This window comes from Georgenia sunbinii (genome assembly GCF_036421875.1).
Lineage (GTDB): Bacteria > Actinomycetota > Actinomycetes > Actinomycetales > Actinomycetaceae > Georgenia_B > Georgenia_B sunbinii.
This window is the reverse complement of record NZ_JAZGOL010000002.1, coordinates 184,328-200,167: the sequence shown is the minus strand read 5'-3', so window position 1 is coordinate 200,167 and position 15,840 is coordinate 184,328. Positions and strand designations below refer to the sequence as shown.

Genomic DNA, 15,840 nt, shown 5'->3' with positions numbered 1-15,840 from the left:
CACACCTCCTCATGCCCGATCTATCGCTGCGATATATCCGGATCGAGAGTAGCGCACCACATGGCCTCGTCTCGGCGGGCGGGCCGCAGCGGCGGCGGCTCAGGGCAGCGGGCAGCGGGCAGCGGGCAGCGGCTGCCCGCCCCGCGAAACGGGTGACTTCCGTCGGTCCAGGGCCGACGAATCCCACCCGATCGCGCCCGCCCGTGGGCCGCCGTCGCCACGGAGCCCGCCGTCCACATGGGCTGCCCGGACCGGGGAGCTTTCGTCAGTCCATGGCCGACGGAAGCTCCCCGGTCGGCGAGAGTCACCGGGAGTCACGGGAGTCACCGGTCAGAGAGCCGCGAGAGTCACCGGGGCAGCGCGGCCACCGGGCAGCGGGGGCCGCAGGGGCGAGGGGCATCGGTCCAGCCCCCTCGCCGTAACGCGGTGATCACCTGCACCGCCGTCTGGCAGGCATCGACGCCGACGTGCCGCCAGCGGTACCGCAGCGTCATCTCGTTGGTCGCGAGCAGCGCGGCGTTGTCCCGCCAGGTGTCGAGGTCGGTCCGACCATCGGGATGGGCGAGCTGGCCATCGAGCTCGATCCGCACCCGGTAGCGCCGGTAACGGCAGTCGGCCCGGGTCCACCGGCCGGAGAGCTTCTCGCGCACCTGGAGCTCCGCCGCCGGCAGTCCGTGCGCATCTTCGACGTCCCGGTGATAGCGGTGCTCCATCGGCGACTCCACCCCGTCCTCGACGTCGGCGAGCACCGCCACGACGAACGCCCGGTGCCGCAGCCGCGAGCGCTGCTCGGCGGTGCTCAGCACGTCCGCCGGCGGCAGTCGGCGGCACACCTGGGTGAGAATCCCGACGACGTCGTCCGCGCCCGTCGCCCGGTCCACGAGGTCGAGCGCGGTCTCCGCCTCCGCGGTCACGGCCACCAGGCCCGGTCTGACCTCGGGCATCCTCCGACGTCGGTGCACCCGCAGCCCCGGCTGCGGACGGACGACACGGGACCACGGGACGCTCACCTCCACGAGGCCCCCCGCCGCGGCGCGTTGGGCATCGTTGCGCTCCACCCAGTAGGCCTTGGCGCTGCGATGGGAGAGCGCGGCGCCCCGTCCCGCGTACCGCAGCGCGGCCACCATGCTCGTCCGCCAGCTGAGTGGACCGGTGTGGGTGACGTACACGCCGGGGTAGACCCGCTGCCAGCGCTTGCCTAACACCTGGCGCGAGATCCAGTCCGGCGTCGCCCCCTCCGCGAGTAGCTCGCGCCGGGTGAGCACCGAGGCGCGGCGCGCAGCGAGGTGGTCGAGACGCCGTGGGTCCGGGGCCATCCACCCAGCATGGTCCGACTCCCGCCACGGCTACCCGCAGTCGACCGCAGGTGGGGGAATCACCGCCGCGAAGGGCAACCGTGGACCACCGTCATTGCGACGGACGGCCAGTTGGCCTGCAGCACTGACACTGACACTGTCGCCGAGCCCTAGCCGTGGCCGCGCCCGCCGCCGACCAAACGGCCCGTCATAGCGGGCAGCTTCCGTCAGGCCTGGACTGACGCAAGCTCCCCGCTCACGGACGGGGCGACCTCGCGGGGCGGGCGGGGCCCTCCGCAACCCGCGCGCACCGGTCGGATAGCCTGCGTCGGTGCCTCGCGACGTCATGACCAGCCGATGAGCGTCCTGAGCGACCTGCGGACCGTCGCCGTCCACGAGGGGTTCCGCAAGCTGTTCGCGGTGCGGCTGGTGTCGCAGTGCGGGGACGGCATGTTCCAGGTCGGGCTCGCGGCGCTGTTCTTCTTCAGCCCGCAGAGCATGGCCACCGCGACCGGCGTCGCCGCCGCCTTCGCGGTGCTGCTGCTGCCGTTCACCGTCGTCGGCCCGTTCGTCGGGCCGCTGCTGGACCGGTGGAGCCGGCGCCAGGTGCTGCTGCTCGGCAACGCGATCCGAGTGGTGCTGGCGCTCGTCCTCGCCGTGCTCATCGCCGCCACCGGTGTGACGGCGCTGGTGTACGTCGTCGCGCTCGTCACGCTCGGCGTCAACCGCTTCCTGCTGTCCGCGCTCTCGGCCGGGCTGCCGCGGGTGGTCCCGCGGGACCAGCTGCTCATGGCCAACACGCTCACCCCGACCCTCGGCGCGGTGTCGGCCGTCGTCGGCGCGGCGCTCGGGCTGCTCGTCGGGGCGATCGTCACCGCCGACAGCGTCAAGGACTCCGCGGCGCTGGTCTGCGCGGCGCTGCTGTTCGGTGTCGCCTCGGTGCTGGCGGCTCGGCTGGGCCGCGACCAGCTCGGCCCCACCCGCGCCGCCACCGCTGCCGGGCTGGCCGACGATCTCCGCCACACCCTCGCGGAGCTCGCCGACGGCGCCCGCTACCTCGTGCGCCGCGGCACCCCGGGGATGGGGCTGGCCGTCATGTCCTTGCACCGGTTCCTGTACGGGATGAACTTCATCGCGCTCATCCTCATCTCCCGCAACCTGCTCTCCGACCCCGCCGACCACAGCGCCGGCATGGCCACCTTCGCGCTCCTCACCGGGGTGTCGTTCGCCGGTAACGGCCTGGCGATCGTGCTCACCCCGGTCGCGCACGAGCGGATGTCACCGTCGAGCTGGATCGTCGTCTGCTTGGGGATCGGCGCGGTGAGCCAGCTGCTGCTCGCCACCACGCCGGTGATCGGCGTCGTCGGGGTCTCTGCCGTCATGCTGGGCCTCAGCGTCCAGGGCGCCAAGATCGCAGTGGACACGATCGTGCACCGCGACACCGACGACGACTACCGCGGCCGCGCCTTCGCGCTGTACGACGTGATGTACAACGCAGCGTTCGTCGCCGCAGCGGCGCTGGGAGCAGTGGCGCTGCCGGACAGCGGCTGGTCACGGGCGGTATTCGCCGGGCTGGCCGTCACCTACGTCGTCCTCGCGACCGGCTACCGCACCGGCGTCCGCCGGCTGCACGATGAGCCGAGGCCGATCCACCGGTAGTAAGTTCGGTCTGTGACTCTTCAGCCCTCGCGCCCGGACCCTGACTTCTCTGACCTCCTCGAAGCCAACCGGCGATACGCCGGCAACTTCGCGCTCGCCGGCTTCGACGGCGTCGCCCGCGCCGGGGTCGCCATGGTCACCTGCATGGACTCGCGGATCGACCCGCTCGGCATGATCGGCCTCGAGCCGGGGGACGCGAAGATCCTGCGCAACCCGGGTGGCCGGGTCACCGACCAGGTGCTCATCGCGCTGGTCATCGGGGTCAGCCTGCTCAACGTGCGGCGCATCCTCGTCGTGCACCACACCCGTTGCGCGATGGCCACCGACACCGAGGAGCAGCTGCAGGCAAAGGTCGCCGAGCGCACCGGTCAGGACGCGTCCTGGATGACCTTCGGCGTCATCCGCGACCAGGAGGCCGACGTCCGCGCCGAGGTCAACAAGGTCTACGCCCACCCGCTGGTCGCGGACTACGTGGAGGTCGGCGGCTTCCTGTACGACGTCGACTCCGGCCTGCTGCGCCCGGTCGTCTGACCAGGCCCGGCCACAGCCTCGCGCTCAGCCCTCACACTCAGCCCTCGCGCTCGGCCCACCAGGCGAGCAGCCGCTCCCGGGCAACCTCCTCGCCGACCATGCCCTCCTCCATCCGCAGCTCGAGCAGCATCTTGTAGGCCTGCCCGATGACGGGGCCCGGTCCGACGCCGAGCAGCGCCATGATCTGCTCGCCGTCGAGCTCGGGACGCACCTTGGCCAGCTCCTCGGCCTCGGTGAGCGCGACGATGCGCTCCTCGAGGTCGTCGTAGGCCGCCGACAGCCGCATCGCCTTGCGCCGGTTGCGGGTGGTGCAGTCGGCGCGGGTGAGGCGGTGCAGCCGCTCGAGCAGCGGGCCGGCGTCGGTGACGTAACGGCGCACCGCGGAGTCGGTCCACGCGCCCTCGCCGTAGCCGTGGAACCGCAGGTGCAGCTCGACCAGCCGGCTGACGTCCTTGATGGTCTGCTTGTCGAAGCGCAGCGCCTTGAGCCGTTTGCGGGTGATCTTGGCGCCGACGAGCTCGTGGTGGTGGAAGCTCACCCCGCCGCCGGGCTCGAACCGGCGGGTGTCGGGCTTGCCGACGTCGTGCATGACGGCGGCCAGCCGCAGCACGAGGTCCGGCCGGGGTACGGCACCGGCGCGGCCGGTCTCCAGCTCGATGGCCTGGTCCAGCACCACCAGGGTGTGCTCGTAGACGTCCTTGTGCCGGTTGTGCTCGTCGACGGTCAGCTGCAGCTCGGCCAGCTCCGGCAGCACGACGGCTGCGACGCCGGTGTAGACCATGAGCTCGAGGCCGCGTCGGGGCCGCGGGGAGATCAGCAGCCGCTCCAGCTCGCCCCGGACCCGCTCGGGCGAGACGATCTCGAGCCGCTCCGCCATCGTGGACATCGCCGCCATGACGTCCTCGGCGACGTCGAAGCCGAGCTGGGCGGAGAACCGGGCGGCGCGCATGATGCGCAGCGGGTCGTCGTCGAAGGACTGCTCCGGCTCCACCGGTGTGCGCAGCAGCCCGGCCTCGAGGTCGGCCATCCCGTTGTGCGGGTCGACGAAGGTGAGGGCGGGCAGCCGCACCGCCATCGCGTTGACGGTGAAGTCGCGCCGCGACAGGTCGCCCTCGAGGGTGTCGCCGTACTCGACGACAGGCTTGCGCGAACCCACCTCATAGCTCTCGGTGCGGTAGGTCGTCACCTCGACGATGACGTCACCGCGTCGGGCGCCGATGGTGCCGAACTCCTTGCCGACGTCCCAGTGGGCGTCGCCCCAGCGCGCCAGCAGCGCCTCGGTCTCCTCCGGCCGGGCGGAGGTGGCGAAGTCGAGGTCGTGGCTGACCGAGCCGAGGAAGGCGTCGCGGACCGGGCCACCGACGAGCGCCAGCTCGTGCCCGGCGTCGGCGAACACACCGCCGAGCTCGAGCACGGTCGGGGGCAGCGAGGTGAGCGCCGCAGCGGCGGTGCGGGCGAGCGCTGCGGCGGGACGGGGCGCGTTCTGGGTGGGCATTTGTCCAAGCCTGCCACGTCCCCGGCGGCGCGCGCGGCGCCGGGAGCGGCCGGCGTTGATTATGGTGACCTCATGTCCGCCGTCCCGTCTCCGCGCCGCCGCATTCCCCGGCCACCGCGGATCCACGCGACAGTGCGGCGGACCGCGCTGCTGCCCGTCGTCGACGAGACATCGGCCGGTGGGCTGGTGGTCAAGGTCATCGACGGCCTCGCCTACACGGCTGTCATCGCGCGCCGCAACCGCGGCGGCCGGCTCGAGTGGTGCCTGCCCAAGGGGCACCTCGAGGGCGTGGAGACCCCGCAGGAGGCCGCCGTGCGGGAGATCGAGGAGGAGACCGGGATCACCGGCCGTGTCCTGCGTCACCTCGCGACGATCGACTACTGGTTCGCCGGCGACGACCGCCGGGTCCACAAGGTCGTCCACCACTTCCTGCTCGAGGCGACCGGCGGTGAGCTGACCATCGAGAACGACCCGGACCACGAGGCAGAGGACGTCGCGTGGGTAGGGCTCAACGAGGTGGCCGCCCGCCTGGCCTACCCCAACGAACGCCGGGTGGTCGCCACCGCGAGGGACGTGCTGGCCGGCCGCGCATGAGGAGCATCCGCCTGGCAGTCCTCGCCCTGGCCCTGATCTTGTCGACCGCGATCCCGACGTTCGGCGTGGCCCCGGCGCCTGACGACCCCACCGCGGGCGAGACGGCCGGCGAGGTCACCGTCAGCCTCACGTCCATCGAGCCCGCCGTGCTGCGCCCCGGGGACGACCTCGTCGTGCGCGGCACGGTCACCAACGACACCGACGCCCCGCTCGTCGAGCCCGAGCTGCGGCTGCGGGCGCAGCAGCGGACGCCGATCAGCCGCTCGATGCTCGAGCAGTGGCTGCTGCCCGGCACCTTCTCCAGCACCTACCTGCTGCAGGCCGTCGCTCTCGAGGAGCCGGTCGCGGCGGGTGAGGTCACCTCGTTCGCGATTCGGGTGCCCGCGGAAGAGCTGCCGCTCGACGAGAGCTACGTCAGCTGGGGCCCGCGCGGGCTGGAGGTCGCCGCCAGCGATGCCGCCGACCCGGTCACGCCCGCCGCCACCGACCGCAGCTTCCTGCTGTGGTGGCCCGACCTCGACATCGAGACCATGCCGCTGGCCGTGCTGGGCGCCGCTACCCCCACCGCGGGCGAGCGGACCACCGCCCGCCTCGAGGGCACGTCGGTGGCCGAGGCCGCCGCGGACCGGCTCACCGGGCTCGTCGGGGCGCTCGACGAGGCCGACGTCGATCTCGCCGTCGACCCGTCGCTGCTGGTCGGTGCGCCGGACCCGGTCGACCTCACCGGCGACGGCGCCCCCGCCGACGGCCCCACGACCGCCCCTCCCGAGGACGAGGACGAGGACGATGTCGACGCCGTGGACCCTGCGGTGACCGCGCTGCGGGAGGCGGTCGCCTCGTTCGCCGGTGGCGCCGGGCGCACCGTGCACGCGCTGCCGTGGGCCGACGCCGACGTCGCCGCGCTGACCCACCTCGGTCGCACCGACCTGCTCGACGACGGCGCCGACCTCACCGTGGCTGCCCTGGAGCAAAGCGGGCTGGCGGGGACGGTCAGCAGCACCCTGGCGTGGCCGGCAGCCACCCAGCCGGACGCCGCGACGCTCGCCACCGTCGCCGGCAGGGGCGCCACTGCCGCGGTGCTGCCGAGCTCGGCGCTCGAGGTGGTCGACCAGCTCACCTACACCCCCAGCGGCCGGGCCGAGCTCGCCGGGGACGGCTGGCAGCTGCCCGCTGCCCTCAGCGACGACCGGCTCTCCGCGCTCCTCGCCGGCGAGCGCCTGCCGTTCCTGCCGGCCGACGTACCGGCCGCCATCCCGCTGGACGCGCTCACCGCCCGTCAGCTCCTCCTGGCCGAGACCGCCGTCGTCACCCGGGAACGACCGACCGACCGCCGCGACCTCGTCCTGGCCCTGCCCCGCGACTTCGCCGGCGACCCCGCCGAGCTCACCGAACGGCTGAACGCGCTGTCGAGCGCGCCGTGGCTCGACCGCGTCGATCTCGCCGAGGTGCTCAGCCATGACGTCCCGGACGACCTCGAGCGCACCGAGCTGCCGGACGAGGTGGTCGAGACCGGGGAGCTCACCCCGCCGGAGCTCGACCGGGCCGCCGACGTCATGGCGCGGACGTCCGCGTTCGCCGCGGTGCTCGAGGAGCCCGCCGCCCTCGTCGAGCCGGTCCGCACCGAGCTCCTCGAGCTGCCCGCCGTCGCCTGGCGGGAGGCACCCGCGGGCCGGACCCGCATCCTCGGCGCCGCCGAGGATGCGGCCGACACCCGCCGCGGCCTCGTCGCCGCGCGCCCCGGCAGCACGCTCAACCTCATCAACGCCGAGGCCCACATCCCGGTCGCGGTGAGCAACGGCCTCACCCAGGCGGCCAACGTCCAGGTGCGGCTGCGACCGCGTGACCCCCGGCTCGTGGCACCGGATGCGGTCTCGCTGACGGTCGCGCCGCACGAGACGGCCACCGCGCAGGTGCCGGTGCACGCCGTCGGCAGCGGCAACGTCGTCGTCGACGTCATCCTCACCTCGCCCGCAGGCGACCCGATCGACGAGCCGACCGAGATCCAGGTCCGGGTGCGGGCGGACTGGGAGACGGTGGGCACCGCGATCGTCGCCGGCCTGCTCGTCGTCATGATCATCGTCGGCCTCATCCGCACCGTCCGCCGGGCCCGGCGCACCCGGCAGGGCGCCTCGCTCGCCGAGCCGGCCACCGACACCACCGATCCCAGCGACCCCAACGACCCCAACGACCCCAACGAGACACCGTGACCACGTCAGCCGACGCGCCCCGGGGCCTGGCGGGCTCCGCGGCCGTGATGTTCTCCGGGACGCTCGTGTCCCGGCTCCTCGGCCTCGTCCGAAACGTCGTGCTCGTGGCCGCGATCGGCCTCACCGGGGCGGCGAACTCGTTCTCGGTGGCGAACAAGCTGCCCAACGTCGTCTACATGCTCGTCGCCGGCGGGGTGCTCAACGCGATCCTCGTGCCGCAGATCGTCCGGGCGATGAAGGGCCGCGACGGCGGCGACGAGTACGTCAACCGGCTGCTGACCATGGCCGGCGTGGCGCTCCTCGCCCTCACCACGCTCCTCACCGCCGGTGCCACTGTGCTCGTGGCGGTCTACGCCGCCGAGCTCGAGCCGCAGTGGTTCACGCTCGCGGTCACCTTCGCGATCTGGTGCATCCCGCAGCTGTTCTTCTACGGGATGTACACGCTGCTGGGCCAGGTGCTCAACGCCCGCGGCGTGTTCGGGCCGTACATGTGGGCGCCGGCGGTCAACAACGTCGTCGCCATCGTCGGGCTGGTCGGCTACATCCTCGTGTTCGGCGGGGCCGCCACCGGCGCCCACGAGGACCCGGCGGCGTGGACCGGGCTGCGGATCGCGGTCATCGCCGGCACCGCCACGGTCGGTGTGGCGCTGCAGGCTGTCGTGCTCGTGGTGCCGTTGCGCCGGTCCGGCTTCCACTTCCGGCCCCGCTGGGGGCTGCGCGGCTCCGGGCTGGGCCGGGCAAGCCGGGTGGCGACCTGGGCGTTCGCCAGCCTCGCGGTCGCTCAGCTCGGCTTCATCGCGATCTCCAACCTCGCCGCCGGGGCTGCCTCCGCGATGGCGACCCGGGGCGTGTCCACCGTGGCCGAGCTGCCGAGCATCGCGGCCCGCGCGGTGACCTTCGTGCCCGGCAACGCCGCCTGGGACAACGCGAACTTCCTCTACCTGCTGCCGCAGTCGCTCATCACCGTCTCCCTCGTCACCGCGCTGTTCACCCGGGTCTCCGGGTACGCGGCGAGCGGCGACACCGCGGCGGTGCGCACCGACCTTTCGCTGGGGCTGCGCACCATCGGGGTGTTCACCGTGTTCGCCGGCGGGGCGCTCGCTGTCATCGCACTGCCGCTGGTCCAGGCGGTGCTGCCGACGACGACGCTCGCCGAGGCGCAGGGCATCGCGCGAGTGGTCGTCGTGCTGCTTGCCGGGATCGCCGCGCTGGGCGCCTTCACCATGGTCCAGCGGGTGTATTACGCCTTCGAGGACACCCGGTCGCTGTTCCGGCTCCAGATCCCGCTCACCGCCATCGTCATCGTCGGCTGCCTGGCCGCCACGCTGCTGCCGCCGCACTGGTGGCTGGTGGGCGCTGCGGCGGCCATGACGCTGTCGAACGTCGTCGGCTTCCTCGTCGCCTACCTCGCGCTGCGGCTCAAGCTGCCGAGCCTCGACGGCCGCCGGGTGCTGCGCACCCACCTGCGACTCGTGATGGCGGCGACGCCCGCGATCCTCGTGGGGTGGGCGCTGCTGCACCTCATGGGACCGGCGGCGATGGCCGACAGCACCGTGCTCCGGCTGCTCCAGGCACTGGCACGCGTCGTCGGCACCGGCGTGGTCATGAGCGTCGTGTACTTCCTGCTGCTGCGGGGGCTGCGCGTCGACGAGCTCGACACCATGCTGCGTCCGGTCGGCTCGATGGTGGCTGCCGTGGGCCAGCGGCTGCCGCAGCCGCTGGCGCGCTGGTCCGGCACGCTGGCCCGTCGGATGGGAGCGGGTGACGCAGTGCGTACCATGAGCGGGCACGTCGCCACGACCGGCGCGGGTCGCCACGAAGGGAACGAGACGCTGGACAGCCACTCCGCGCAGAACGCGCCCACGCTGCCACCCGGCACCGTGCTCTCCGGACGCTACCGGCTGGAGCACGAGCTCGACCCGATGCTGCCCGGCACCGCGCTGTGGCAGGGCCGCGACCAGATTCTCGACCGGGTGGTCTCCGCGATCGTGCTGCCCGGCACCACCGGCCCGTCGCTCGAGGCGCTCGACGCCGCACGTCGCGCCGCGCTGGTGGACGACCCTCGGCTGCAGCGCATCCTCGACGTCGGCCAGCACGACGCCCACGGCTACATCGTCACCGACGTCGCCGGCGGTCCGTCGCTGGCACAGCTCGCCGCCACCGGCACGCTGCCGGCCAGCCAGGCGCGCGCCGTCATCGGGGAGGCCGCCAGCGCCCTGGAGACCGCGCGCCGCCGTGGTGTCCACCACCTCGCCCTCACTCCCGCCGCGCTCCACCTGACCCCGGACGGCCAGGTCAAGCTCGCCGGCACCGGTATCGCGGCGGCCTACCTCGGGCTCGACGACGGCGACCCGCTGGCGGCGGCACGCAACGACGCCGTCGGCCTCGTCCGGCTGATGTACGTCGCGCTCACCGGCCACTGGCCCAACGGCAGCGCGGCCGCCGACGCCACCCGCCGGCCGGGCATGGCCGATGCCCACCTGCCCGACGCCCCGAGCACCGAGGGCGTGACGACGGCGCCACGCGAGCTGCGCGCCGACGTGCCCGCCGACCTCGACGACCTCTGTCGCCGCACGCTGCGCCCCGGCTACGACGGGCCGCGGACGCCCAGCGAGCTCATCCGTGAGCTCGCGCCCTGGCGCGACATCAACGTCGAGGCACTCGCCGGCGACGACCTCGCGCTGCCGTCACTCACCGCGTCGCCCGAACCCGCCGCGTCACTCACCGCGGCACAGGTCGCCGCCGGCAGCGAGTCTGACGACGAGGACGACGACGTCGACGGTCTCGACGACGCGGTGCCCACCGCCACCGAACCGGCCGACCCCGACTCCGGATCCGGCCCGCCGGACGTCACTGCCCCCGGTGCCGCAGCGGCCGCTGCGGCGGCAGCCGGTGCATCGGCCGCGACCGCCGTCGCCGGTGCCGCCGTCGCCGGCACGCTGGCGACCGGTGGCACGGCCGACCCCGCAGCGGTCATGCCTGCCGCCCGGCCTCGACCGACCTGGCCCGCGGTCTCCACAGGCGCCGCCGTCCGCGCCCAGGTCGACGAGCACGGCGCGTCGGAGGACACGACCGGCGCACCCTCATCAGCGACCGAGGCAGCCGCTCCCGACACCACCGGCTGGCGGCCGCGCTCGTTGACCGGAACGCCGGCTCCCACCGACTTCACCGACGTCGTGGCCGCCGGCGGGGACGTGCCGGCCGAGGCTCCCGCCGGCGGCGGTCGCCACCACCGTGGTTCCGCGGCCACCGCGGCACTCGGCGCAGCGGCTGCGGGCGCCGCGTCGGCGGTGGCGGACGCCGCCCGCACGAGCACCAGCTCGGTACGGGGGAAGATCGCCGGCTGGCGTGAGCAGCGCGAGGCGAGGGCCGAGGAGGCTGACGCCGTACGGCGGGAGGAGGCCGTCGAGGCTGCGCTGTCCGCGCAGGAGCAGGACGCCGCCACCGCTGATGCCCCGCCGGCGCCGGCCGCAGGTGCCGGAACACCTGCACCCGTCGCGACTGACGCCCCCGTCCGGCCGGCAGCCGACCCGACGTGGCAGCCGCAGCCCACCGGTCCGGTTGACGAGGCCCGCCCGGACGGCGCCCCGGTGCCGTTCCGGGAACGGCGCCTCGACCCCACCCCGATCGTGCTCGCCATCGCCTTCGTCGCCGTCATGCTCGCGGCGGTCCTCGCGTTCCGGACGCTGTTCGCCGACTCCGAGCCCGTCGTCCTGCCCACTCCTGCCGTGACGCAGGAGGCGGAGCCGGAGGCGACCGACGACGGCAGCGCCGCGCCCGAGCCGACCACCGAGGCCGAACCGACCACCGAGGCGGCCGAGCCGCCCGTGATCGCCTCCCTCGCCCCGCTGGACCCCGAGGGGGACGGCGCCGAGAACCCCGATCTCACCGGCCGTGCGCTCGACGACGACTCGAGCAGCTACTGGCGGTCGCGCTCCTACGTCGATCCCTCCTACGGGATGAAGTCCGGCATCGGGCTCTCCGTGGAGCTCGAGGAGGAGACCGTCGTCTCCGCCGTCACCCTCGACCTCATGGGCGAGGGCGGCAACGTGGAGATCCGCGCGACCGACCCGTCGACGCCGACCGAGGGCGATCTCCTCGCCTCGGGAGACATGGGCCCGGAGACCACGTTCACCTTCGCCGAGCCGGTGACGACCGACCAGCTCGTGCTGTGGTTCACCGAGCTGCCGACGGCCGCCTCTGACGGGCGCAACCGGATCGAGCTGGCCGGGCTCACCGTCGAGTGAGCCGGAACAATCGGTCCGCCGTCGCCGTTATCGCTACCAGATCCCCGCACCCCGACCGTCGTTAGGACAGCCATGACTGAGAACGCATCCACCACGACCCACGAGGTCGTCATCATCGGTTCCGGTCCGGCCGGCTACACCGCGGCGATCTACTCCGCGCGCGCGAACCTGGCACCGGTGGTGCTCGCCGGCGCCATCACGGCCGGCGGCGCGCTGATGAACACCACCGAGGTGGAGAACTTCCCTGGCTTCCCCGAGGGCGTCATGGGTCCGGAGCTGATGGAGAAGATGCAGGGCCAGGCCGAGCGCTTCGGTGCCGAGGTCCGCTACGACGACGCCGTGTCGGTCGAGCTCGCCGGTGACGTCAAGGTGGTCACCACCGGCGAGGGTGACGTGCTGCGCGCCCGCAGCGTCATCCTGGCCAACGGCTCCGCCTACAAGGAGCTGGGCCTGTCGGGCGAGCAGAAGCTCACCGGGCGCGGCATCAGCTACTGCGCGACCTGCGACGGCTTCTTCTTCCGCAACCAGCACGTCATCGTCGTCGGCGGCGGGGACTCGGCGATGGAGGAGGCCACCTTCCTCACCAAGTTCGCCGACAAGGTTACCGTGATCCACCGCCGCGACGAGCTGCGTGCCTCGAAGATCATGGCCGACCGCGCGATGGCCAACGACAAGATCGAGTTCGCGTGGAACAGCGAGGTCATCGAGATCCAGGGCGAGGAGAAGGTCTCCGGGGTCCGGCTGCGTGACACCGTCACCGGTGAGGAGCGCGACCTCGACGCCACCGGAGTGTTCGTGGCGATCGGCCACGTGCCGCGCACCGAGATGCTCGCCGGCCAGGTCGAGCTGGACGAGAACGGCTACATCGTCGTCGCTGCCCCGAGCACCGTGACGAACCTGCCGGGCGTCTTCGCCTGCGGCGACGCCGTGGACCACACCTACCGCCAGGCCATCACCGCCGCCGGCACCGGTTGCGCGGCAGCGCTGGACGCCGAGCGCTACCTCGCCGCCCTCGGCGAGGCCGCCGAGCCGGCCAAGGACGCCTCGCAGACCCCGCAGGGCGCACTGGCGCTCTAACCGACGATGGGACGCGTACGGGCGGTCACCGACGACGAGTTCGACGACGTGGTGCTGGCAGCTGCCGGCGCCGTCGTCGTCGACTTCTGGGCGGGCTGGTGCGCGCCCTGCATGACGATGGCCGCGGTCGTGACCGAGCTGGCGCACCGCTTCGGGGACCGGCTGACCTTCGTCACGGTCGACGTCGACGCGGCGCCGTTGACGACCGCCCGCTACGGCGTCGTCTCCATCCCGACGTTCGTCGTCGTCCGGGACGGTGAGCTCGAGGCGATGATCGTGGGTGCGCGCCCCAAGCCGACCCTCCTGGCTGAGCTCGAACCGTTCGCAGCCTGACACGGATGTGCTCCGCCGGGGCGCCGGGGCGTAACGTGTCGGGCAGCGCGCACGACGCCGGAGGAGGACGACCTGTGACGAGCCCCGACGAGCCACGACCGGAGACACCCCCGGTCACCGGGACACGACTTGACCCGTGGTTCGACTCCTACGCCGAGCGCGCCCACGGGATGCGGTCCTCGGAGATCCGAGCGCTCTTCGCGGTGGCCAGCCGGCCGGAGGTCGTCTCGCTCGCCGGCGGGATGCCCAACATCTCCGGCCTGCCGATCGACTTCCTCGCGGACATGACTGCCCGGCTGCTGCGCGATCGCGGCCCGGAGGCGCTGCAGTACGGCAGCGGCCAGGGCGAGCTCGCGATGCGTGAGCAGATCGTCGAGGTGATGCGTTACGACCACGTCCACGCCCACCCGGACGACGTCGTCGTCACCACCGGGTCTCAGCAGGCCCTCGACCTCGTGACCGAGATCTTCGTCAACCCCGGCGACGTGATCGTCGCCGAGGCCCCGAGCTACGTCGGTGCGCTCGGGGTGTTCCGCGCCTACCAGGCGGACATCGTGCACGCGCCGATGGACGCTGAGGGCCTGGTGCCCGTCGAGCTCGACCGCATCCTGCAGCGCCTCAAGGCCGAGGGCCGCCGGGTGAAGATGCTCTACACGGTGCCGAACTTCCACAACCCCGCCGGGGTGCTGCTGACCGAGGAGCGGCGCCCGCAGATCGTCGAGATCTGTCGCCGCCACGGTGTGCTCATCCTCGAGGACAACCCGTACGGCCTGCTCGGTTTCGACGGCGACCCGCTGCCGGCCCTCAAGAGCTACGACCCGGACGGGGTGATCTACCTCGGGTCGTTCTCCAAGACCTTCGCGCCCGGCTACCGGGTGGGCTGGGCGGCCGCGCCGCACGCGGTGCGCGAGAAGCTCGTGCTCGCCAGCGAGGCAGCGATCCTCTCGCCGTCGCGGTTCAGCCAGCTGTCGATCACCTCCTACCTGCAGGAGTACGACTGGTACTCGCAGGTGAAGAACTTCCGCGTGCAGTACCGGGAGCGCCGGGACGCGATGATGACGGCCCTGCAGGAGTACCTGCCGGAGGCCAGCTGGACGGTGCCGCAGGGCGGCTTCTACACCTGGGTGACGCTGCCCGAGGGGCTCGACGCCAAGGCCATGCTGCCCCGCGCCGTCACCAACCTCGTCGCCTACGTCTCCGGCACCGCGTTCTACGCCGACGGGCAGGGCGCGGACCACATGCGGCTCTCCTTCTGCTACCCGACGCCGGAGCGGATCCGGGAGGGCGTGCGCCGTCTCGCCGGCGTCGTGCGGGCCGAGGCGGAGCTGACCGAGATGTTCGGCACGACGGCCCGGCCGCGAGGCGGCGGCCAACTCATCGACATTCCGTCACCCGACCAGGCGTGACCAGCGGATCGGAGCAGGCAACCATGCCCACGAAGAAGCCACTGAACGTCCTCATCCTCGCCGGCGGCCTCTCGCACGAGCGCGACGTCTCGTTGCGGTCCGGGCGCCGGATCGCTGAGCTGCTGCGCAGCTCCGGCCAGCAGGTCGAGGTGCGCGACGTCGACCACACGTTGCTGCCGGCGATCGCCGACTCACGGCCGGACGTCGTGTTCCCGCTGGTCCACGGCTCGACCGGGGAGGATGGCTCCCTCCGAGGCCTCCTCGAGATGCTCGGGCTGCCCTTCGTAGGGTCCGACGCCGCCGCCTGCCGGCTCGCCTCCCGCAAGCCGGTGGCCAAGGGCATCGTCGCGCGCGCCGGGGTCGCCACCCCGGCGTTCGTCACCCTGCCGCGCGGGCTGTTCCACGAGATCGGCTCCCCGGGTGTCATGTCGACCACGCTGGAGGGCCTGGGCCTGCCACTGGTGGTCAAGCCGGAGGACGGCGGGTCCGCCCTCGGCGTGACCATGGTGACCGACGCCGCGGACCTGCCGCAGGCGCTGGTCAGCAGCCTGTCCTACGGCAGCACCGCGCTCATCGAGCGCGCCGTCGCCGGCACGGAGGTCGCGGTCAGCGTGATCGACTCCGGTGACGGCCCGGTGGCGCTGCCGCCCGTGGAGATCGTCACCGACGGCCCGTACGACTACGACGCCCGGTACAACCCGGGACGCACCGAGTACTTCGTCCCTGCGCGGTTGCCGGCTGACGTCGCCGCGGCTGCGTGCGACGCGGCGGTCACCGCCCACCGCGCGCTGGGCCTGCGAGACCTGTCACGCACCGACCTCATCGTCGACGACGCCGGCGTGCCGTGGTTCCTCGACATCAACGTGGCCCCGGGGATGACCGAGACCTCGCTGTTCCCGCAGTCCGCCCAGGCGCACGCCGAGGCCGGCGGGCCCAGCCCGGCCGGGCTCTACACGACCCTCGTGGCAGCGGCCGCCGCCCGCGGCTGAGTCGTTT

At 73.1% G+C, this 15,840-nt stretch carries 11 protein-coding genes; 9 read left to right on the top strand and 2 right to left on the bottom strand.

Annotation, left to right across the window (positions count from 1 at the left end):
• Positions 1-347 precede the first annotated feature (347 nt).
• Positions 348-1,316: a hypothetical protein gene (locus tag V2J52_RS05330; protein ID WP_331226640.1), complete on the bottom strand. Its 969-nt coding sequence runs from the start codon at positions 1,314-1,316 to the stop codon at positions 348-350.
• A gap of 336 nt (positions 1,317-1,652) precedes the next feature.
• Between V2J52_RS05330 and V2J52_RS05325 the strand changes: the two genes are divergently transcribed.
• Complete coding sequence (locus V2J52_RS05325; protein WP_331226639.1) at positions 1,653-2,954, top strand: MFS transporter; 1,302 nt, start codon at positions 1,653-1,655, stop codon at positions 2,952-2,954.
• A gap of 12 nt (positions 2,955-2,966) precedes the next feature.
• A complete protein-coding gene (locus V2J52_RS05320; RefSeq protein ID WP_331226638.1) occupies positions 2,967-3,485 on the top strand; it encodes a beta-class carbonic anhydrase in 519 nt (172 codons plus the stop codon).
• Between the two features lie 37 nt (positions 3,486-3,522).
• Here V2J52_RS05320 and V2J52_RS05315 read toward each other — a convergent pair whose 3' ends face one another.
• Positions 3,523-4,980, bottom strand: a complete 1,458-nt coding sequence (locus V2J52_RS05315; protein WP_331226637.1) for a CCA tRNA nucleotidyltransferase — start codon at positions 4,978-4,980, stop codon at positions 3,523-3,525.
• A gap of 72 nt (positions 4,981-5,052) precedes the next feature.
• On the opposite strand from V2J52_RS05315, the gene V2J52_RS05310 reads away from it, so the two are divergent.
• From V2J52_RS05310 to V2J52_RS05280, 7 genes are all read left to right on the top strand, one after another.
• Entirely contained in the window at positions 5,053-5,574 is a 522-nt protein-coding gene (locus tag V2J52_RS05310) for an NUDIX hydrolase (protein ID WP_331226636.1), read from the top strand.
• Positions 5,571-7,781, top strand: a complete 2,211-nt coding sequence (locus tag V2J52_RS05305) for a DUF6049 family protein (protein WP_331226635.1) — start codon at positions 5,571-5,573, stop codon at positions 7,779-7,781. The genes V2J52_RS05310 and V2J52_RS05305 overlap by 4 nt, the downstream gene beginning before the upstream one ends.
• The gene (locus V2J52_RS05300; RefSeq protein ID WP_331226634.1) at positions 7,778-12,028 is read left to right on the top strand and encodes a murein biosynthesis integral membrane protein MurJ; all 4,251 of its coding nucleotides are present in this window, start codon (positions 7,778-7,780) and stop codon (positions 12,026-12,028) included. Before V2J52_RS05305 ends, V2J52_RS05300 begins: the two co-directional genes overlap by 4 nt.
• Positions 12,029-12,100: 72 nt before the next feature.
• Complete coding sequence (trxB, locus tag V2J52_RS05295) at positions 12,101-13,105, top strand: thioredoxin-disulfide reductase (protein ID WP_331226633.1); 1,005 nt, start codon at positions 12,101-12,103, stop codon at positions 13,103-13,105.
• A 6-nt stretch (positions 13,106-13,111) separates the two neighbouring features.
• A complete protein-coding gene (locus V2J52_RS05290) occupies positions 13,112-13,438 on the top strand; it encodes a thioredoxin family protein (RefSeq protein ID WP_331226632.1) in 327 nt (108 codons plus the stop codon).
• 74 nt (positions 13,439-13,512) lie between these two features.
• On the top strand, positions 13,513-14,844 hold the full coding sequence (locus tag V2J52_RS05285) for an aminotransferase-like domain-containing protein (RefSeq protein WP_331226631.1): 1,332 nt from the start codon (positions 13,513-13,515) through the stop codon (positions 14,842-14,844).
• 23 nt (positions 14,845-14,867) lie between these two features.
• A complete protein-coding gene (locus tag V2J52_RS05280) occupies positions 14,868-15,833 on the top strand; it encodes a D-alanine--D-alanine ligase family protein (protein ID WP_331226630.1) in 966 nt (321 codons plus the stop codon).
• Positions 15,834-15,840: the final 7 nt, after the last annotated feature.